This is a genomic window from Sneathiella sp. (genome assembly GCF_002694385.1).
GTDB lineage: Bacteria > Pseudomonadota > Alphaproteobacteria > Sneathiellales > Sneathiellaceae > Sneathiella.
Window position 1 is genome coordinate 136,163 of record NZ_NZMB01000021.1, and the last position, 19,347, is coordinate 155,509.

14 protein-coding genes and 1 tRNA gene are annotated in these 19,347 nt (G+C 59.1%); 7 read left to right on the top strand and 8 right to left on the bottom strand.

Going from position 1 to position 19,347, the window contains the following annotated elements; genetic code table 11:
• Window positions 1-34 precede the first annotated feature (34 nt).
• From CMN55_RS14670 to CMN55_RS14680, 3 genes are all read left to right on the top strand, one after another.
• On the top strand, window positions 35-820 hold the full coding sequence (locus CMN55_RS14670) for an SDR family oxidoreductase (protein ID WP_293950621.1): 786 nt from the start codon (window positions 35-37) through the stop codon (window positions 818-820).
• A 309-nt stretch (window positions 821-1,129) separates the two neighbouring features.
• On the top strand, window positions 1,130-1,939 hold the full coding sequence (locus CMN55_RS14675) for an enoyl-CoA hydratase/isomerase family protein (RefSeq protein ID WP_293950623.1): 810 nt from the start codon (window positions 1,130-1,132) through the stop codon (window positions 1,937-1,939).
• Window positions 1,940-2,598: 659 nt separating this feature from the next.
• Window positions 2,599-4,572: an AMP-binding protein gene (locus CMN55_RS14680; protein ID WP_293950625.1), complete on the top strand. Its 1,974-nt coding sequence runs from the start codon at window positions 2,599-2,601 to the stop codon at window positions 4,570-4,572.
• Between the two features lie 76 nt (window positions 4,573-4,648).
• Here CMN55_RS14680 and greA read toward each other — a convergent pair whose 3' ends face one another.
• The 3 genes from greA to carA all read right to left on the bottom strand — a co-directional run bounded on the left by greA (window position 4,649) and on the right by carA (window position 9,637).
• Entirely contained in the window at window positions 4,649-5,125 is a 477-nt protein-coding gene (greA, locus tag CMN55_RS14685; RefSeq protein WP_293950627.1) for a transcription elongation factor GreA, read from the bottom strand.
• Between the two features lie 92 nt (window positions 5,126-5,217).
• Window positions 5,218-8,460, bottom strand: coding sequence for a carbamoyl-phosphate synthase large subunit (carB, locus tag CMN55_RS14690; protein ID WP_293950628.1), 3,243 nt, complete (start codon window positions 8,458-8,460; stop codon window positions 5,218-5,220).
• Window positions 8,453-9,637: a glutamine-hydrolyzing carbamoyl-phosphate synthase small subunit gene (carA, locus tag CMN55_RS14695; RefSeq protein WP_293950629.1), complete on the bottom strand. Its 1,185-nt coding sequence runs from the start codon at window positions 9,635-9,637 to the stop codon at window positions 8,453-8,455. The genes carB and carA overlap by 8 nt, the downstream gene beginning before the upstream one ends.
• A gap of 231 nt (window positions 9,638-9,868) precedes the next feature.
• On the opposite strand from carA, the gene CMN55_RS14700 reads away from it, so the two are divergent.
• From CMN55_RS14700 to CMN55_RS14715, 4 genes are all read left to right on the top strand, one after another.
• On the top strand, window positions 9,869-10,327 hold the full coding sequence (locus CMN55_RS14700) for a GatB/YqeY domain-containing protein (protein ID WP_293950631.1): 459 nt from the start codon (window positions 9,869-9,871) through the stop codon (window positions 10,325-10,327).
• A 59-nt stretch (window positions 10,328-10,386) separates the two neighbouring features.
• Complete coding sequence (dnaG, locus tag CMN55_RS14705) at window positions 10,387-12,279, top strand: DNA primase (RefSeq protein WP_293950633.1); 1,893 nt, start codon at window positions 10,387-10,389, stop codon at window positions 12,277-12,279.
• 68 nt (window positions 12,280-12,347) lie between these two features.
• Window positions 12,348-14,408 carry an RNA polymerase sigma factor RpoD gene (rpoD, locus tag CMN55_RS14710; protein ID WP_293950635.1) on the top strand — a complete coding sequence of 687 codons (2,061 nt, stop codon included), beginning with the start codon at window positions 12,348-12,350 and terminating at the stop codon, window positions 14,406-14,408.
• A gap of 126 nt (window positions 14,409-14,534) precedes the next feature.
• A tRNA-Ile gene (locus tag CMN55_RS14715) sits at window positions 14,535-14,611 on the top strand.
• 402 nt (window positions 14,612-15,013) lie between these two features.
• On the opposite strand, the gene CMN55_RS14720 is transcribed toward CMN55_RS14715, so the two are convergent.
• The 5 genes from CMN55_RS14720 to CMN55_RS14740 all read right to left on the bottom strand — a co-directional run bounded on the left by CMN55_RS14720 (window position 15,014) and on the right by CMN55_RS14740 (window position 19,211).
• Window positions 15,014-16,696 carry a recombinase family protein gene (locus CMN55_RS14720; protein ID WP_293950637.1) on the bottom strand — a complete coding sequence of 561 codons (1,683 nt, stop codon included), beginning with the start codon at window positions 16,694-16,696 and terminating at the stop codon, window positions 15,014-15,016.
• Window positions 16,697-16,702: 6 nt separating this feature from the next.
• Window positions 16,703-17,116, bottom strand: coding sequence for a DUF2924 domain-containing protein (locus CMN55_RS14725; protein WP_293950639.1), 414 nt, complete (start codon window positions 17,114-17,116; stop codon window positions 16,703-16,705).
• A gap of 4 nt (window positions 17,117-17,120) precedes the next feature.
• Window positions 17,121-17,465 (bottom strand): DUF3489 domain-containing protein, encoded by a 345-nt coding sequence (locus CMN55_RS14730; protein ID WP_293950641.1) that lies wholly within the window; start codon window positions 17,463-17,465, stop codon window positions 17,121-17,123.
• Between the two features lie 188 nt (window positions 17,466-17,653).
• Entirely contained in the window at window positions 17,654-18,592 is a 939-nt protein-coding gene (locus tag CMN55_RS14735; RefSeq protein WP_293950643.1) for a PDDEXK family nuclease, read from the bottom strand.
• A gap of 319 nt (window positions 18,593-18,911) precedes the next feature.
• Window positions 18,912-19,211 (bottom strand): hypothetical protein, encoded by a 300-nt coding sequence (locus CMN55_RS14740; RefSeq protein ID WP_293950645.1) that lies wholly within the window; start codon window positions 19,209-19,211, stop codon window positions 18,912-18,914.
• Window positions 19,212-19,347 lie beyond the last annotated feature (136 nt).

A 19,347-nucleotide genomic window follows, 5' to 3' on the forward strand; every position in this document is an offset into this window, starting at 1 on the left:
ATCCCGCAGAATTTACAAAACAGAGGGTAGGAAAATGGATCTGGGACTTAAGGGAAAGCGGGTGCTGATCACCGGCGCATCGCAGGGCATTGGCGAAGGGCTGGCGGAGGTGTTCGCCGAAGAGGGCGCGAACCTCTTCCTCGTCGCCCGGCAGGAAGACCGGCTGAAGGAAATCGCCAAACGCATGAGCGAGACGCATGGCGTCACGGCGGACTATTTCCCCGCCGATTTCACGAAAAAAGGCGATATCGACAAGGTGCATGCGGCGGCGGGCGATATCGACATTCTCGTCAATAACGCGGGCGCCATTCCGGGCGGCGATATCTGGACGGTCGGGGCCGATGACTGGCGGCCGGGCTGGGATGTCAAGGTGATGGGCTATATCGACATGACGCGGCTGTTCTATGCCAGCATGAAAAAACGCGGCCATGGCGTGATCCTCAACAATATCGGCAATGGCGGGGAGAATTTCGATTTCCGCTATATTGCGGGCACCACGGGCAATGCGGCGCTGATGGCCTTTACGAAGGCCATGGGCGGGCACAGTCTGAAGGATAATATCCGCGTGGTCGGCGTCAATCCGGGGCCGGTCGCCACCACCCGCATCGACAAGATCATGAAAGCCCGCGCCAAAGAACGCTGGGGCGATGAAAGCCGCTATGGCGAACTGCTCGCCAATTATCCGCTCGGGCGGGCGGCGAAAGTGCGCGAGATTGCCGATCTGTTCGCCTTCCTCGCGTCCGACCGGTCCAGCTATACCTCGGGCGTGATCTTCACCGTCGATGGCGGCATCACCTCGGATATGTCCATCGGCGGATAAGGCCGCGGCCACGCCATTCACGGGCCGGGCGCGGGGCAATCCGGGCGCGGTTCGTGCGCTGCCGCCGTATGTTCCGGATTGACAGCCGGGGCGGGGGCGCAGTAATCTAACAATTGTTAGGAAATCGTCTGAAGCAATAACAGGACCTGACGCCGGGAGTATTCAACTTGACGAAAAGCTTGCCATGAAGGGAAGGCGCGCCCCGGGGAAACCCGCCGCGCTGCCGGGTTCCGGACACTCCCTCCAAATCATCCCTGTTCACCTGTGTCATCGGTAATGGTGGCCCGATAGAAAAGAAAGAAACATGAAATGACTGATCGTTATGCGGCTTATACCAAACTGAAATTCGACTATCCGGCGGATCGCGTTCTGCGTATCACCTTCAGCAATCCGAAATCCTTCAACTCCGTCGATGCGGAAACCCATACCCAGATGACCGATATCTGGCGCGATATCGACCGTGATCCCGACATCAATGCCGTTATCGTCACCGGGGAGGGCAAGGCCTTTTCCGCAGGCGGCGACTTCGGGCTGATCGAGAAAATGACCGGCAATTTCGAAGAGATCATGAAAACCTGGAAGGAAGCCAAGGATCTCGTCTACAACATCATCAACTGCAACAAGCCGATCATCTCGGCGATCAATGGCCCGGCCGCCGGCGCGGGGCTGGTGGTCGGTATTCTCGCCGATATTTCCATCGCCGGAAAGCGCGCGAAAATCGTTGACGGCCACCCCCGGCTCGGCGTGGCCGCGGGCGATGTCGCCGCCATCATCTGGCCGCTGCTGTGCGGCATGGCGAAGGCGAAATATTACCTGCTGACCTGCAAGCCCGTCTCCGGCGAGGAAGCGGAACGCATCGGTCTGGTATCGCTCTGCGTCGAGGATGACGAGTTGCAGGAAACCGCTCTCACCATCGCGACGGAAATGGCCAACGGGGCGCAAAGCGCGCTGCGCTGGACGAAATACTCGCTGAACAACTGGCTGCGTCAGGCCGGGCCGATTTTCGATGCCTCCACGGCGCTCGAAATGCTCGGCTTCATGGGCGAAGACGTCAAGGAAGGCGTCGCCTCGCACCGCGAGAAACGGGCGCCAAATTTCCGCAAAGACTGTCCGTTGTAATTGACTGAATTGATCGCCTCTCCCTTCGGGGAGGGGCGTTTTTTTATGGGGTTCACTCCTCTGCTGGTTCCCGCGAGAGGCAGACTCCATTTCTGCCGTGTGAGATGCGGATCGGTCGGGTTGACGGGTTAAAAATAAACCGCTGTTTGTTGTCAGGCAGATGCGGGCGGTGGCCGGACCTGCCAAAGGCCATAGGGTTATAAAGGACAGAGACCCCTTCAAGGGGACTGGTCCCGCCGGGTTGATAATTTATCTCATGAAAAAAAACGTCGGGACCGGGGGCAAGAAGCTGGGCCGGGCACCGTTCGGGTTTCAGGGGCGTCACGCCCCAAATATCCCGTATATGCGAATAGTATAACATTGCCGGGCGAAAAATGCAACCTTTGATTTTAAAGTCACACCAGCGGGTTGAGACTTGGGGAATGATCGGCGGATCTGGCGGGTAGAAAAGCAATTTCAGGCTGCACGGAGGGGCATCCGCGAAACCGCTGAATCATGCTGCATTCCGGCATTTTCTGGTCTAGGGTCAGGGCCTCAATTATGATGAGAAAAGGCGGCGACGCCACCTAACAAGAAAAAACCGGCGGCAAGGGGAAGCGGGCCAATGGGGCCGATGGGGCCGCTTTCCTGATAACGCCATCAGACGGGAGAGATACTCAATGAATGAACTGGCACGTCAAAGCATCGTCTGGGAACCCGCTGAGGATCTGATCCGGCAGAGCAATCTGGTCGCCTTCATGGCCGAGCACGGGATTGAAGATTACGAGGCGCTGATGCGCCGCGCCGAGGAGGAGCCGGAGTGGTGGTGGAACGCCATCGCCGGGCGGCTTCGCTTCATGAAACCCTATGACAAGATCATGGATCTCTCGAAGGGCATCGAATTTGCCGAATGGTTCATCGGCGGCACGACCAACATCGTGGAAAATTCTCTGGACCGTCATCGCGGCACCCCCGTCTGGACATCGCCCGCCGTGATCGGCGATAGCGAAAATGGCGAAAGCCGCATCTGGACCTATGAGGAACTCAGTGCGGAAGTCTCCCGCCTCGCGTCGGGTCTCAAATCGCTTGGCGTGAAACCGGGTGAAGTGGTCGCCGTCTATATGCCCAATGTGAATGAGGCCGTCGTCGCCTTGCTGGCGGTGCCGAAGATTGGCGCGGTGGTGATGCCGCTGTTCTCCGGTTTCGGGGTGGATGCCATCCTCGCCCGGCTTAACGCATCGGAGGCAGTGGCCATCCTCACCGTTGATGGCGCAACGCGGCGCGGGCAGGTGGCCCCGATGAAGGAATTCGCCGATGCCGCCGCCGCCCGGGCGCCGAGCGTGCGGAATGTGATCTGCCTCCGGCGGACGGGCCACCCCGTCACCATGGGGGAGACGGATATCGACTGGGAGGAGCTGTGCGAGGGGCAACCCACGGACATGCCAAACGCCGAAATGCCGGCGGAGGCGCCCGCGCTGCTGGTCTATACCTCCGGCACCTCGGGGATGCCGAAGGGAACCGTGCATACCCATGGCGGTTTTCCGGCCAAGCTGACGCTTGATCTCGGCCTGATGATGGATATGAAAAGCAGCGACCGGATCGTCTGGTTTTCCGATATGGGCTGGCTGGTCGGGCCGCTGCTGGCGTTCGGCGCGACCCTGATGGGCGCGTCTTTCGTGCTGGCCGATGGCGCGCCGGACTATCCGGATGCAACGCGCATGTGGCGGCTGATCGAGAAGCACCATGTGACGTTCCTCGGTGTGTCGCCGACGCTGATCCGTGGCTTCATGCATGGCGCCGGGGTGGGCGATCATGATATTTCCTCCATCCGCCTTGTCGCCTCCACGGGGGAGGCCTGGACACCGGATGCCTGGTGGTGGACCTTTGAAAATGTCCTGAAAAGCAACGCGCCGATCATCAACTATACGGGCGGTACGGAAATTGGCGGCGGCATTCTCGCCGGGTCCGTCCTGCGGCCGATGAAGCCCTGTTCCTTTTCCGGCCCGGTGCCGGGCATGGGGGCCGATATCGTCGATATGGACGGGAAACCGCTCGGCCCCGGCACTGTGGGGGAGCTGGTTTTGCGCAAACCCTCCATCGGGCTCAGCCGGGGATTGTGGAAAGATAACGAACGCTACCTTGCCAGCTATTGGCGGGATATTCCCGGCTGCTGGCGTCAGGGCGACTGGGCCGTGCGGGATGAGGACGGCTTCTGGTTCGTCCTCGGCCGGTCCGATGACACGCTGAAAATCGCCGGAAAGCGCACCGGCCCGTCAGAGATTGAGGCGCTGCTCACCGCCACCGGCAAGGTGCGGGAAGTGGCGGCCATCGGCATCCCGGACGAGATCAAGGGCGAAAGCGTCGCCTGCGTCGTGGTGCTGGACAAGGACGCGGCGGCGGGGGCGACCGTGGAGAAGGAGCTTGCGGACGCGGTCATTGCCGGGCTCGGCTATCCCTATAAGCCGAAATTCATCCTGACCGTGCCGGACCTGCCAAAGACGCGCAATATGAAGGTGATGCGGCGGCTGGTGCGCGCCGTCTGCCTCGGCAAGCCGCTCGGCGATACGTCATCGCTGGTCAATCCGGAGGCGCTGGAGGCGATCTCGGAAGCCGCCATCAATCGCGGCCATCTCACCCCCGCCGCGAAAGGGTAAGCGCGGAAAAGGGAAGATGAAGACATAAAAAAACCCGCCCAAACGGCGGGTTTTTTCATTACTTGCGGGCGGGAAATCAGCTTGAGTAGCTGACCTCGATCACCTCATAGGCTTTGGAGCCGCCGGGGGTCATCACCTCGACGCTGTCGCCCTGTTCCTTGCCGATCAGCGCGCGGGCCAGCGGCGCGGTGATGGAGAGGCGACCCTCCTCGATATTGCTTTCATCCTCGCCGACGATCTGATAGCTGGTCTCTTCGTCGGTGTCTTCATCGGCGAGCAGAATGGTGGCGCCAAATTTGATCTGGCGGCCGGAAATGGACGCGACATCGATGACCTCGGCACGGCTCAGCTTGTCCTGCAGCTCGGCGATGCGGCCCTCGATGAGGGATTGCTGCTCTTTGGCGGCATGATACTCCGCATTTTCAGACAGGTCCCCATGCTCGCGCGCGGTCGCAATTGCCTGGATAACCGCCGGGCGAGCCGTTGATTTCAACTCTTTCAATTCTTTTTCAAGCCGCGCATAGCCCGCAGCCGTCATCGGTAGTCGTTCCATTTGAAATCTCGATTACGTCGTTACGTGAATGATCGCTTGCACTCGTCACAAAGCCGCTCTGACTATAGACTTAGTCAGAGCTTGTCAAGGAATTAAGAATAGGATTGAAGCGAGTTGACTTCAAGTGTTCCCGTAATAATTTTCTCGATGGCTTCGACGGTTGCAAAGGCTCCGGCAACGGTGGTCGAGTAGGGGGTTTTCATGACCAGCGCCGTGTGGCGGATGTCATAGCTGTCGCGCAGTGCCTGCGCCCCTTCGGTGGTGTTGAAGACCAGCGCGATATCGCCGTTTTTCATGGCATCGACGATGTTCGGCCGCCCTTCCATGACCTTGTTGATGCGCGCAACGGGCAGGCCCTGATCGGTGAAATATTTCGCCGTGCCGCCGGTGGAGACAACGGTGAAGCCGAGCGTAATCAGCTTGGCCACCGCCGCCGTGATCGGCGCCTTGTCGAGATCCTTGACGGAGACGAACACCGTGCCCGATGTGGGCAGGCGCACGCCTGCCGCGATCTGCGATTTCAGGAAGGCGGCGCCGAAATCCGTATCAATGCCCATCACCTCCCCGGTGGAGCGCATTTCCGGGCCCAGCACCACATCGACGCCGGGGAAGCGCGAGAAGGGGAAGACGGCTTCCTTGACGGTGACATGCTTGAGCGGCCGGTCGACAAGATCGAAGGAGGCGAGGCTTTCCCCCGCCATGACGCGCGCGGCGATCTTGGCGATGGGGTAGTTGATGCTTTTGGCCACAAACGGCACCGTGCGGCTCGCCCGCGGGTTGACTTCCAGGATATAGATCGTCCCGTCCTTGACGGCGAACTGCACATTCATCAGCCCGACGACATTGAGCGCAAGGGCCATCGCCTCCGTCTGGCGCTTGATCTCCGCGATGACATCGGCTTCTAGCGTATGCGGCGGCAGGGAACAGGCGCTGTCCCCGGAATGAATGCCGGCTTCCTCGATATGCTCCATCACGCCCGCGACGAACACGGTCTTGCCGTCGGAAAGACAATCCACATCCACCTCGATGGCGTTCTGCAGATAGCCGTCCACCAGCACGGGATTGTCACCGGAAACGATCACCGCCTCGCGCATGTAGCGATCGAGGCTGTCGCCGTCGCGGACGATTTCCATCCCGCGGCCGCCCAGCACATAGGAGGGGCGGACGACGACCGGATAGCCGATCCGTTCCGCGACCGCGAAGGCCTCCTCCACCGAGCGGGCGATGCCGTTTTCCGGCTGCTTGAGGCCGAGCTTGTGCAGAAGCTGCTGGAACCGCTCCCGGTCCTCGGCAAGGTCGATGGCGTCCGGCGTGGTGCCGAGAATGGGCACGCCCGCCGCCTCCAGCCCGGCCGCGAGCTTGAGCGGCGTCTGTCCGCCGAACTGGACGATCACGCCATGCAGCGTGCCGTTCGACTGTTCCTTGCGGATGATGGCGAGGGTGTCTTCCACCGTCAGCGGCTCGAAATACAGCCGGTCGGAGGTGTCATAGTCGGTGGAGACGGTTTCGGGGTTGCAGTTGACCATGATGGTCTCATAACCCGCGTCCGACAGGGCATAGGCCGCATGGACGCAGCAATAGTCAAACTCGATCCCCTGGCCGATGCGGTTGGGGCCGCCGCCGAGAATGATGACCTTTTTGGCGTCCGTCGGCTCGGCCTCGCACACCGCCTCGTCCCATTCATTGCCTTCATAGGTGGAATACATATACGGCGTCTGCGACGGGAATTCCCCGGCGCAGGTATCAATGCGCTTGTAGACAGGCTCGATCCCGAATTTCTGCCGCGCGGCCAGCACATGCTCCTCGCGGGTGTCAGCCAGCTCGGCGAGGCGCTTGTCGCTGAAACCCATGGATTTGAGGGCGAGAAGCCCGCCTTTCGTCCGTGGCAGACCGTTCGCGCGGACCGCGTTCTCCATCTCGACGATGGCCTCAATCTGCGCCAGGAACCAGGGTTCATATTTGCTGGCGGCGTGAATTTCATCGAGGGTGAGACCCTCGCGGAAGGCCTGCGCGATATTGAGCAGCCGCTCCGGCGTCGGATGGGCGAGGATTGCCTGAATCTGCTGCTTGTCCGCCTTCTGGTCGCCATGGCGGGTGAAATTCTGCTCATTGAGGCCGGTGAGGCCGGTCTCCAGCGACCGCAGCGCCTTTTGCAGGCTTTCGGCGAAGGTCCGGCCGATGGCCATGGCCTCGCCCACGGATTTCATGGCGGTGCCGAGCTTGGCTTCCGCGCCCGGAAACTTCTCGAAGGTGAAGCGCGGGATTTTCGTGACCACATAGTCGATGGTCGGTTCGAACGACGCCGGGGTGACGCCGGTGATGTCGTTATCCAGCTCGTCCAGCGTATAGCCGACGGCGAGCTTCGCCGCCACCTTGGCGATGGGAAAACCGGTCGCCTTGGAGGCGAGCGCGCTGGAGCGGGAAACGCGCGGGTTCATCTCGATAATGATCAGGCGGCCGTTCTCCGGATTGACGGCGAACTGCACGTTGGAGCCGCCGGTCTCCACCCCGATTTCGCGCAACACCGCGAGGGAGGCGTTGCGCATCACCTGATATTCCTTGTCGGTGAGGGTCAGCGCCGGGGCAACCGTGATGGAATCGCCCGTATGCACGCCCATGGGATCGACATTTTCGATGGAACAGATAATGATGCAGTTGTCCGCCTTGTCGCGCACAACCTCCATCTCATATTCCTTCCAGCCGACGATGCTTTCCTCTACCAGCACTTCGGTGGTGGGGGAGGCATCGAGCCCGCCGGTGACGATTTCCTCGAACTCCTCGCGGTTATAGGCGATGCCGCCGCCGGTGCCGCCCAAGGTGTAGGACGGGCGGATGATGCAGGGGAGCTTGACGTCCTCCAGCACTTTCCAGGCTTCGTCAAGCGTGTGCGCGACGGCGCTTTTCGGCATGTCGAGGCCGATTTTCAGCATGGCGGTGCGGAACTGGTCGCGGTCTTCGGCTTTCGCAATGGCTTCGCGGTTGGCGCCGATGAGCTGCACGCCGTAACGGTCGAGCGCGCCACTTTCGGCGAGCGCCAGCGCGGTATTCAGCGCCGTCTGCCCGCCCATGGTCGGCAGGATCGCATCGGGGCGTTCCTTGGCGATGATCTTCTCGACAATCTCGGGGGTGATCGGCTCCACATAGGTGGCGTCGGCAAGGCCCGGGTCGGTCATGATGGTGGCCGGGTTGGAGTTGACCAGAATAACGCGGTAACCCTCTTCCTTCAGCGCCTTGCAGGCCTGGGTGCCGGAATAGTCGAATTCGCACGCCTGGCCAATGATGATGGGCCCGGCGCCGATGATCATGATGGACTGGATATCGGTACGTTTAGGCATTTTTTCTATCGACCATATCTATGAAGCGTTGGAAAAGATACTGGCTGTCCTGCGGGCCGGGGCTCGCTTCGGGATGATACTGCACGGAAAAGACCGGCTTGCCGTCAATCTCGATCCCCTCGACCACGCCGTCGAACAGGGATTTATGGGTTTCGGTCACGCCGTCCGGCAGGCTTTCGCGCACCACGACGAAGCCGTGGTTCTGCGAGGTGATCTCGACCTTGCCGGTTGTCAGATCCTTGACCGGCTGGTTGGCGCCGCGATGGCCCTGGTGCATCTTCATGGTTTTGGCGCCGACCGCAATGGCCAGCATCTGATGCCCAAGGCAGATGCCGAAAGTGGGCACGCCGCTGTCGATGCAGCCCTGAATGACCGGCACGGCATATGTGCCGGTCGCCGCCGGATCGCCGGGGCCGTTGGCAAGGAAAATCCCGTCGGGCTTGAGCGCCATGATCTCATCCAGGCTGGCCGTTGCGGGCACCACCGTGATGCGGCAGCCGAGATCGGCGAGGCAGCGCAGGATATTGCGTTTCACCCCGTAATCGACGGCGACAATATGGCGCTTCGGCGCCTGCTGCTCGCCATATCCGGCCTTGATGTCCCAGGTGGTTTCCGTCCATTCGTAAGGCGCCTTGCAGGAGACGACCTTGGCGAGGTCCATGCCCTCCAGCCCGGCCCAGGCGGCCGCCTTTTTCTGCAAAGCGGGAATGTCGAACTTGCCGTCCTTGCGGTGGGCGATGATGCCGTTGGGGGCGCCGGACTTGCGGATATAATGGGTGAGGCGGCGGGTATCGACCCCGGAAATGCCGATCAGGTTTCTTGATTTCAGCCAGTCATCCAGCGGGCCGACCGCCCGCCAGTTGGCCGGATCGGAAATGCTGGCCCGGATGATGAGACCCGCGGCGGCGATGCCCGCCGTCTCGATATCCTCATCATTGAAGCCGACATTGCCGATATGGGGAAAGGTGAAGGTGATCAACTGACCGGCGAAGGACGGATCGGTCAGGCTTTCCTGATAGCCGGTCATCGAGGTGTTGAAGCAGACTTCGCCGATCGTTTCCCCCTCGACGCCGATGCCGAAGCCGTGGAAGACGGTGCCATCGCCCAGCACAAGGACCGCTGTCGCTGTCCGTTCACTGTTCAGATCGACCGCGTCACCATTGTTTTCATAAGACATGATAATAGGGACCCTCTTGCGGTAGTTCCGCCGAGCCGAAATTTCTCTGGCCTGGTAGCTGAATATTGCGCTGGAACATAAGCAGTTTGCTGCGCCGCGTCAAGTTTTTCAAAAACTTTTCCGCGTAAAAATTCTTGTTTAATTTCAATGACTTACAAAGAAGATTTGGATTGCTATCGGTCTGGCTTTCCGTTAGTATGTCGCCTTTCTCCACGATAGATTCGGATATTTATGTTACGAAGCAGGATAAAAGAGTCGCTGAAAGAGGCAATGAAATCAAAGGATAAGCGTCGCATTTCGACGCTGCGCCTGATCATTGCCACGTTGCAGGACCGCGATCTGGCGGCACGCGACAAGGGGGCGGAGGATGGAATCACCGATGATGAGATTCTTCAGATGCTGACGACGATGGTGCGCCAGCGCAAGGAGTCCATCGACGCCTATGAAAAGGGCGGCCGGGTCGATCTCGCCACGTCGGAGCAGGAGGAAATCGATATCATCGCGGAGTATCTTCCCAAGCAGTTTGACGCAGGGGAAACCCGCGCGGCTGTGGAAGAGGTGATCGGCGATATCGGCGCGTCGGGCCTGAAAGACATGGGCCGCACCATGGCGGAACTGAAAAGCCGTTTCGCCGGGCAGATGGATTTTTCGAAAGCGAGCGCTATTGTCAAGGAAACCCTTGGCGCCTGACCGGGCGGCGATGGTTTGAGGTTTTTTTCATTAACCGGTTAAATACGGAATAGCACGGCATGGCCTTTCCGCCGCAATTCATGGAAGAGCTCAAGGCGCGCGTCAGTCTTGTCGATGTGATCGGGCGGCGCACGAAGCTGGTGAAAAAGGGGCGGGAATATTCCGGCCTCTGCCCGTTTCATAATGAAAAAACGCCGTCCTTCACGGTCAATGAGGAGAAGGGCTTCTATCACTGCTTCGGTTGCGGCGCCAATGGCGACCTGATCGAATTTGTCAAGCAGACGGAAGGCGTCGAGTTTCCGGAGGCCGTCGAGCGCCTCGCCGCCCTCGCCGGAATTGCCGTGCCCGTGCAGCGGCCGGAGGAGAGGGAGCGGCAACAACGATCCGCGACGCTGCATGATGCGATGGAATTGGCCGCGGAATGGTTCATCGGCCAGCTTGCCGGTCAGGCGGGCGGCGGCGCGCGGGGCTATCTCGCGCGGCGGCAACTGTCGGAACGGGCGGTCGCGTCTTTCCGTCTCGGTTATGCGCCGAACAGCCGCACGGCCCTGAAAGAGGCGCTGATCGCCCGCGGGGTGACGGAGGCGACGCTGATCGAGGGCGGGCTGATCATCAAGCCGGACGACGGGCGGGAGACATATGACCGCTTCCGTGACCGGCTGATGTTCCCCATTACGGACCGGCGCGGCCGGGTGATCGCCTTTGGCGGCCGCGCGCTCGGGGAGGCGAATGCGAAATATCTCAACTCCCCCGAAACGCCGCTCTTCCACAAGGGGCATGTCCTTTACAATATGGCGACGGCGCGAAAAGCAGCGTTCGACAGCGGCCGCCTGATCGTCGCCGAGGGGTATATGGATGTGATCGCCTTCAGCGATGCGGGCTTTGCCGAGGCGGTGGCCCCGCTCGGCACCGCCGTGACGGAAGATCAGCTCCGTATCCTCTGGCAGATGGCGTCGGAGCCGGTGATTTGCCTCGATGGCGATGCGGCGGGCTGGCGCGCGGCGCTGAAGGTGGCGGAGCGCGCTCTGCCATTATTACGCCCTGGCCATTCCCTGCGCTTCGCCCTGCTGCCCGAGGGGATGGACCCGGACGACCTGATCCGGAAACAGGGTGCGGCGGCGATGCAGGCGGTGCTGGAAAGTGCTTTGCCGCTCTCGGAAATTCTCTGGCGCAAGGAGACGGAGGACCGCCCGGTGGATACGCCGGAGCGCAAGGCGGCGCTTGAAAAATCCCTCAATGATCTGTGCAACGCCATGCAGGATGCGGCGGTGCAGGGCTATTACCGCAGCTTTTTCAAGGACCGGCTGTGGCAGGCCTTCCGCCCGCCGCGGCAGCAGACCGGGGGGCGGACGGGTTCCGGGCCGCGCGGCAAAGAACGATTCGGCCGATTCGCGAATCAATCGCGTGATTCGCATCTTACAGGTAGTTCAACCCTGCAGCCGGGACAGATGCAATCGGGCAGCCGCCGCGAGGAATTGATCCTGCTGACGGTCATAAACCACCCGGCCATAATGGAAAATCACTTCGAGACGCTGGGCGGCCTGACGCTCAGCAGCCCCCGACTTGACAGATTGCGACGCGCAATAATAGATATTGCCACGGTCGAATCTCCTCTTGACTACGCGGGCATGGCACACCATTTAGCAAAACGTGGATTGTCTGAGCAGGTAAAGGGTTTGCAGCGGCCGGCAACCAGATCCCTGGACTGGTTCACCAATCCGGATACGGCCTATGAAGATGCGCTGAATGCCTGGCTGCATATCATTGACCGCCACAAGCTGGAGGCACTCAGAAAAGATCTGGAAACGGCGGAGCGACAGCTCAGGGAAAATACGACGACGGAAAATCTCGACCGGTTGAAACTGGCAAAGAAAGCGCTGGAAGAGGCATCCGGCACATCGGCCAGTCTGGACGGATTTGGAATGGCCTCCGGGCGAAGTAATATTGTGTAGACATCAAGGACCCCCGGCAGCCCGCAAGGCGCGGCCCATCAGCGGAATATTTCAGGAGATTAGACTTTATGGCGACAAAGAGTGCGGAAGCTGTTGATACGTCAGACCAGAGCGATGAAAGCCCGGACAGCCCCCTTATTGATGCCTCCCAGGCAGCCGTCAAGAAGATGCTCGCGAAAGCGAAAGACAAGGGCTATGTGACGTTCGACGAGCTGAACGCGGTTCTGCCGCAGGATCAGATGTCGTCTGAACAGATCGAGGATACCATGTCGCTGCTCTCGGAAATGGGCATCAATGTTGTCGAGAATGACGAAGAGGGGGGCGATGATTCCTCTCCCGATAACAGCAACGACGATGACAGCGACGATGAGACGGAGGAGCGGCCCGGCCGCGAGGTTGCCGAGAAACCGGCGGTCGGCGCCGGGGACCGCACCGACGATCCCGTGCGCATGTATCTGCGCGAAATGGGCACGGTGGAGCTGCTCTCGCGCGAAGGCGAAATTGCCATCGCCAAACGGATCGAGGCGGGCCGGGGCAAGCTGATCGGCGCCATCTGCGAAAGTCCGCTGACCATCCGCGCCATCCTGAACTGGCGCGAGCTGATGCTGCAGGAAAAGCTGCTGCTGCGCGATGTCATTGACCTGGATGCCACCTATGGCGCGGGCGCGGCAGCGGAAAAGGCGTTGCAGGAAGGCTTCAGCGAGGACAGCGAGGATGACGAGCTGCCCGCCGCAGGCCTCGCCGATGACGAGGAGTCCGATTCCGAAACGGATGACGAGGATGACGAACGCGACGAGGAAGAAGGCGAAGCCAGCCGCGAGGAGGAAGAGGAAGAGGATGAGGATGATGCCGAAGGCAACACCATGTCTCTTGCCGCCCTTGAGGAAACGCTGAAGCCCGAGGTTTTCGAACGCTTCGATGAAATCGCCAAAACCTACAAGAAGCTGTACAAGTTGCAGGAATCCCGCCTGACGGCGGCGCTGGAAAATGAAATTGTCTCCAGCGCGCAGGAAAAGAAATATGAGAAGCTGAAGCTGGAAATGGTCAAGCTGATGGATGATGTCCATCTGACCAATAACCGGATCGAGGCACTGGTCGATCAGCTTTACGGCATCAACCGGCGGCTGATGAGCCTGGAGGGGCGTCTGCTGCGCCTTGCGGAGCGGCATAAGGTGTCGCGCGCGAGCTTTCTTGAACAGTATTTCGGCAATGAGCTCGATCCCGGCTGGGTTGACAAGATGGCGGTGCTGAAGGCCAAGGGCTGGAAGGATTTCATCGCCGGTGAAGCGGATATGATTGCTGAAATCCGGGGCGAGATTATCAAGATCAGCTCCGAATTCGGGCTGCCGATGAATGAGTTCCGCCGCATCGTCAGCACGGTGCAGCAGGGCGAGCGGGAAGCCAGCCGCGCGAAGAAGGAAATGGTGGAGGCCAACCTCCGCCTTGTGATTTCCATCGCCAAGAAATACACCAACCGCGGCCTGCAGTTCCTCGACCTGATCCAGGAAGGCAACATCGGCCTGATGAAGGCGGTGGACAAGTTCGAATACCGCCGCGGCTATAAATTCTCGACCTACGCCACCTGGTGGATCCGGCAGGCGATCACCCGGTCGATCGCGGATCAGGCCCGCACCATCCGCATTCCGGTGCATATGATCGAGACGATCAACAAGCTGGTCCGCACCTCGCGCCAGATGCTCCATGAAATCGGCCGCGAGCCGACGCCGGAGGAGCTGGCGGTGAAGCTCGGCATGCCGCTTGAAAAAGTCCGCAAGGTGATGAAGATCGCCAAGGAGCCGATCAGCCTCGAAACCCCGATCGGGGATGAGGAGGACAGCCACCTCGGTGATTTTATCCAGGACGAAAACGCGGTGCAGCCGCTGGATGCGGCGATCCAGTCCAACCTGCGCGAAACGACGACGCGGGTGCTCGCTTCCCTCACACCGCGGGAGGAGCGGGTGCTGCGCATGCGCTTCGGTATCGGCATGAATACGGATCATACGCTGGAAGAAGTGGGGCAGCAGTTCTCGGTCACACGCGAGCGTATCCGCCAGATCGAAGCGAAGGCCCTGCGCAAGCTGAAGCATCCGAGCCGGTCGCGCAAGCTGCGCAGCTTCCTCGATACCTGATTATTCCCGATCCGGGGCGTAAAATTGGCGAAACGCGCATTTCGCCAATTGCGTCCCGGTCCCGATCAGGCTAAATAGGCACAGTCATCTGCCATATACGTCCTCTCAGGAGGATGAGGTGAACAAGGGCCTGTAGCTCAGCTGGTTAGAGCCGTCCGCTCATAACGGACTGGTCGTAGGTTCAAGTCCTACCGGGCCCACCATTAACACATTGTTATCACAGGGTTTTTTAAAATACGATGCAGTTGGATTGCTGCGAACTGGCGACCAGTTTGTGTCTCTAAAAACCCTGTGATAGCAATTTTCCCTGAATATTCGATAGATTTGACGAACTGGCAGAGACTGATCAAGGCCTCTGCGATTCATTTAATGAATTCAATGGGTTAAAAACGGTCTGGTTGCGGTTTTGTGTGTCGTACTGCCCACCACTAACACTGAGGCGAACCTGGACCCAGTCCAGGTTCGCCCCTAAACCCCGCAGTTCCGGGCGCTTCGGGGTTATCCGGTGATGGCGGAGACTCTCTGTTGAAGGCATATTCCGTAGATTTTCCCATTCGTCTCTGTCGCCCTGTATCAGGGTCCAGTTCATGGGATATTACGATGGACTATTGATGGAAACCGAGCCGCTTTTGTTGCTCATTCCAGTCGGTTGGGAGCGGACTTATTCTTTTGAGAGATTTAACATTCAACGTCTCCGGCTGACGACCGTTAAGAATATCCTCAATGATGGAGGGCGCCAGAAAGGCGAGTGGAAGGACCCGGGTTATCTCCGTATCAAAGACCTTTTCCCGTTCGGCAATTTCCTTCACTGATCCGGCTTTCCCTGATGCCAACTGATCAAACCAGTGTCTCGCCTGCGCGATCAAACGGCAGAGGTCCGGGTCGGGACGCCGACCACTCGATTGTCCGGCAATCACCAGCTTCGCCTCAACGCCCTTGCGCTGCAAGGTGATGGCAAGGTTCAGAGGAATAATATCATCATGCTTATTACTGGCGATGTTCTCCTCCATCGTCAACAATTTGGCCAGGGCCTTACGGCTTAGATCAATCGTGATGGCGTCGGCGGACAAGCCAACTCTGTGTATGAGTGCCTGCAAGATGGCCTGTTGATGCCCGGTATCGTCATCAACCAACTTGCCTGCCAATTCATCTGCCTTGAGTTTCAGTGTCTGCAACAGGGATGGGGCTGGGTTGGCAAATTCGAGCAAATCCATCAGCCTTTGCTGGTCGTGCAGCAGATCCTTCACCGGACGGATAACCGTCGCCTCCAGTGTTCGGGCAGACAACCGCCACCCATCATCAGCTGGCTCTGAACTCAGTGCAAGTTTCTTCGAGATATAGTAGCGATAGCGCTTGCCGTTTTTGCTGGCCTGAGCTTGATAGAGCGGTTCTCCCGCTTCGTCAAAGACCAGCCCCGTCAGCAGAAACGGTGCTTTCACATTTGTCGGCGAAGACCGCTCCCGGCGATTGCTGCTCATCATCTGCTGAACCTGGTTCCAGGTCTCCTGATTGATGATAGCCTCATGCTGACCAGAGTAGGTCTCTCCTTTATGTGGGATCAATCCTATGTAAAGCGGATTGGAGAGCAGCCGATACAGGTTACCCCGCAAGAAGGGCTTGCCCCCTGTAACAGATCCATCCTTTCGGATAATTTTCTTGGTAACAATGCCAAGGCGATCTGCCTCTGCTTTTAAAAGCCGCACTGTTCCGAGTTCGATATAGAGATCGAACAATAATCTTACTGTTGCGGCTTCCTCCTTATTGATCACCAGCTTGCGATCCTCAACATCGTAACCTAGGGGCAGATTGCCGCCCATCCATATGCCTTTCTTCTTGGAGGCCGCGATCTTGTCTCGGATCCGCTCGGCGGTGACCTCCCGTTCAAACTGGGCAAAGGAGAGAAGCACATTCAATGTCAGCCGACCCATGGAGGAAGTGGTATTGAACGCTTGCGTTACCGAGACAAAAGACACGTCCCGTTGATCCAGTTTGTCAATGATCTTCGAGAAGTCTGCAAGCGACCGTGTGAGGCGATCTACCTTATAGACAACGATGATATCGATCTCTCGCCTGTCAATGGCTGCTAACAGCTCCTGAAGGGCAGGGCGGTCCATTGTGCCACCGGAGTAACCGCCATCATCAAAGGCGGTTCGCATCAGCTTCCAGCCCTCATGCTGCTGGCTCTTGATATAGGCTTCACAGGCTTCCCGCTGGGCATGCAGGGAGTTAAAATCCTGCTCCAAACCATCCTCGGTCGACTTGCGGGTATAGATGGCACAACGCTGCATGACAGATTACAGTCCGAAGAAGCGCGGACCGGACCAGCGGGCGCCGGTAATGGCTCTGGCGATGGCTGACAATGACCTATAAGGTTTTCCCTGATAGACGAAGCCATTTTCCTCGATGTCGACCATATGGGTCTTTCCCCGCCATTCCCGAACCAGCCGACTGCCAACCCCAGGCTTGTGAGCGACTGGCGTTCCTGTATTGACGGTCGTCGTCCCGGGCGAAGCCGGTACATATCGCTTAAGCTGGCGCAGGGTCGATTTCTTAAGCCCACCGCCGTCCTTTGCCTGAAGATTGTAGTGACAGGCGTAGAGAAGAAGCCGGGTGCTTAATCTTTTGGGTGGCGGTCCGCCATAAGCCTTGATCCAGGCGTCGACAAGATCAGGTCGAGATAGTTGGGCATCCATAGTTAAGTTTGCCATTGCCTCAACCCTCAACGGCTTTATATATCGTCTTTCCAGAAGGGGTTCGAGAATGATCAATTCGCACGCCCTGTTTGCGCAGCCCCGTCAGCGCAGCCCGGATACTGTGGGCCTGCCAGCCGGTGGCTTTCTGTAGGTCCTGCAAGCGAGCGCCTTTTGAACGTTTAATAAGCTTCAGGATGATCTCTGGCTTTTTAGGTGGGGCCTTTATTGGCTTCCGTATTCGGGAAGAGGATGCCTGTTTGTCGGCCGCTTTGGCGGGCCTTGTCATTGTTTGTGAAGTTACTGCGGTGTTGTCGGTGATTACCTCGACTGTCTCTGCCTGTCGTTCTTTCTCTGTTGCTGCCATACTGACCTCCGTAGTTTTACCCCGGCGGTGCGCCGGGGCTTGCACTGAGGCGAGCCCGGCGCCTGAGGGAGGAGAGCCGGGCTGGCGTTATGGGGCTTTCAGGCACCCCTAAATCGCCGTCACAGTACCGCTCTGTTGCCGGCGGAAGTCCAGTCCTTTCTGCCCCGGGTGAACATCAGTCGGCGTCCTCACGCCGCCTTGGTGATCAACCAGTTAACAAGCCCGCTTTTAAGCGCCTGATCGGCGAGCGCCGGAGCGTCCATCAACAGGATACCGCTGTCCCCAGCATCAAGCTTCTGTTTGCTGGAATGATAGACATAGAAGTATTTTTCGGCCGCCATTGCCCCGAACCTATCGATATAGTCATCAAGCTGCGCCTGGCTGGTCGCGGACTTGACCTGGACGATCGCCCGCTCCCCGGAGGTCGGTAGGAGTAACTCGAGATCAAGGGTCTTCTGCGTGCCGCCAAGCGAGCTGATGCGCTGCCAGCCGCTCCGGCTGAACAGGAGCTCGATAAACAGCTCGAAGTCCTGCCAGGTGAGAAGCTTTATGACCTCCACTGTCGCCGCCAGCAACTGTTTGCGGGCTTCCTGCGCCGCCGTGATTTCCGGCAGGTCCTCATCCCGCAGCTTGCGGAGAAGATAGTCGAACTGATCGGCCTTGAGAGTACAGATGGTTCCTTGGTAAGCGGCAACCTTTGTGAGATTGCCGCTCAGTTCCCCGATCAGCAGCGGTGTGCCCGAGAACGAAGCCTTGTGCCAGCCGGATACCGTGCGGCGGAAGCGGCTCCCTTGCGGAAACTCTTCCGGATCCGCGCCCAGATACTCGACGTCGGGGGCAAGCTCGGCCCACCAGAGCGATCCGCCGGAGATGGTAATCCAGAGAACATCAGGGGCGGGATCGTAAAAGTCGAGGACCTGGTTCGCGTGTCCGGTGGCGGTGCCGGCCGTCTTCCCCTGATCGAGATAGATTTTTCTGATCGCTTCCCTGCTCCCGGAGAGGGCCATCCCGTGAGGGACATCATAATAGGCGACGGGGGCAATCCCCTCTTCCAGACAGTGCTGTTCCCATCCGCCCCGCGCACCGAGCTTTATATAACGTGCCTTTGTAAAAGTCTTCCGTGTCATTGCTTCGAACTCCTTCTAAAACAGAAAGGTCACCGGAGCGTTGCCGCCCTGGTGACCGGGAGTTAAGAAGTTGCAACGAGACAACCGCGACGATCTTTAGCCGTGAAGCCTGGACATACATCGCCGCCTCCCGGCCATAGGGACCGAAAGGCGGCATCATTCCGGCTGATGCCAGCCGCTCGTTGCAGGGTTCTTAAGCCCCGGCAGGCATATTGCTACCTGCGATCCGGACGTTAGCTTGCCTGCCCGCGGAGTTCAAGCGGATCAGGCCATGATACGCCCGGCTTGTGTAGAGCCGGGGCGAACTGTGGCAAAGATGTTAGCGATTTTTCCAGTCTTCATCGTCGTCAAAGGTGCCCGGCGGCGGCTTGCGGGTCTTGTTTTTCTCTATTTGGTCCGCCGCCCATTCTTCCGGAGTCATCTCGGCGGGGGCAAGCAGAACCCCGGCTCCCTCGTTGATGATGCCGGGGCGGTATCTTTCCATCACTTGCCCAAATTTCTTCATTGCCCGGGGGCTGGAGTCTTCCACAGCCGCCTTGCGAAGATTGAGCAAGGTGATGTGCAGCAGCGTCCGCCGCTTTTTCCTGCCATCCTCCATCACGACATATTCCTGCAGCATGATATCCCGCAGCATCGTTTTGAGGTTTTTCGACCCCATTGGCCGTCCGCCGCGGTTAGCAGTGTTTTTCTGGCGCCGTCGCTCTGACGCCGGTTTTGTATCTTTATTCGGCATAATCTTTTCCTCCTGTCTGGCC

What these genes read in the sequence shown, in the direction of transcription:
- CMN55_RS14670 (WP_293950621.1), top strand. Translation starts at nt 35, where the DNA reads ATGGATCTGGGACTTAAGGGAAAGCGGGTGCTGATCACCGGCGCATCG.
- CMN55_RS14675 (WP_293950623.1), top strand. Translation starts at nt 1,130, where the DNA reads ATGACTGATCGTTATGCGGCTTATACCAAACTGAAATTCGACTATCCG.
- CMN55_RS14680 (WP_293950625.1), top strand. Translation starts at nt 2,599, where the DNA reads ATGAATGAACTGGCACGTCAAAGCATCGTCTGGGAACCCGCTGAGGAT.
- greA (WP_293950627.1), bottom strand. Translation starts at nt 5,125, where the DNA reads ATGGAACGACTACCGATGACGGCTGCGGGCTATGCGCGGCTTGAAAAA.
- carB (WP_293950628.1), bottom strand. Translation starts at nt 8,460, where the DNA reads ATGCCTAAACGTACCGATATCCAGTCCATCATGATCATCGGCGCCGGG.
- carA (WP_293950629.1), bottom strand. Translation starts at nt 9,637, where the DNA reads ATGTCTTATGAAAACAATGGTGACGCGGTCGATCTGAACAGTGAACGG.
- CMN55_RS14700 (WP_293950631.1), top strand. Translation starts at nt 9,869, where the DNA reads ATGTTACGAAGCAGGATAAAAGAGTCGCTGAAAGAGGCAATGAAATCA.
- dnaG (WP_293950633.1), top strand. Translation starts at nt 10,387, where the DNA reads ATGGCCTTTCCGCCGCAATTCATGGAAGAGCTCAAGGCGCGCGTCAGT.
- rpoD (WP_293950635.1), top strand. Translation starts at nt 12,348, where the DNA reads ATGGCGACAAAGAGTGCGGAAGCTGTTGATACGTCAGACCAGAGCGAT.
- CMN55_RS14720 (WP_293950637.1), bottom strand. Translation starts at nt 16,696, where the DNA reads ATGCAGCGTTGTGCCATCTATACCCGCAAGTCGACCGAGGATGGTTTG.
- CMN55_RS14725 (WP_293950639.1), bottom strand. Translation starts at nt 17,116, where the DNA reads ATGGCAAACTTAACTATGGATGCCCAACTATCTCGACCTGATCTTGTC.
- CMN55_RS14730 (WP_293950641.1), bottom strand. Translation starts at nt 17,465, where the DNA reads ATGGCAGCAACAGAGAAAGAACGACAGGCAGAGACAGTCGAGGTAATC.
- CMN55_RS14735 (WP_293950643.1), bottom strand. Translation starts at nt 18,592, where the DNA reads ATGACACGGAAGACTTTTACAAAGGCACGTTATATAAAGCTCGGTGCG.
- CMN55_RS14740 (WP_293950645.1), bottom strand. Translation starts at nt 19,211, where the DNA reads ATGCTGCAGGAATATGTCGTGATGGAGGATGGCAGGAAAAAGCGGCGG.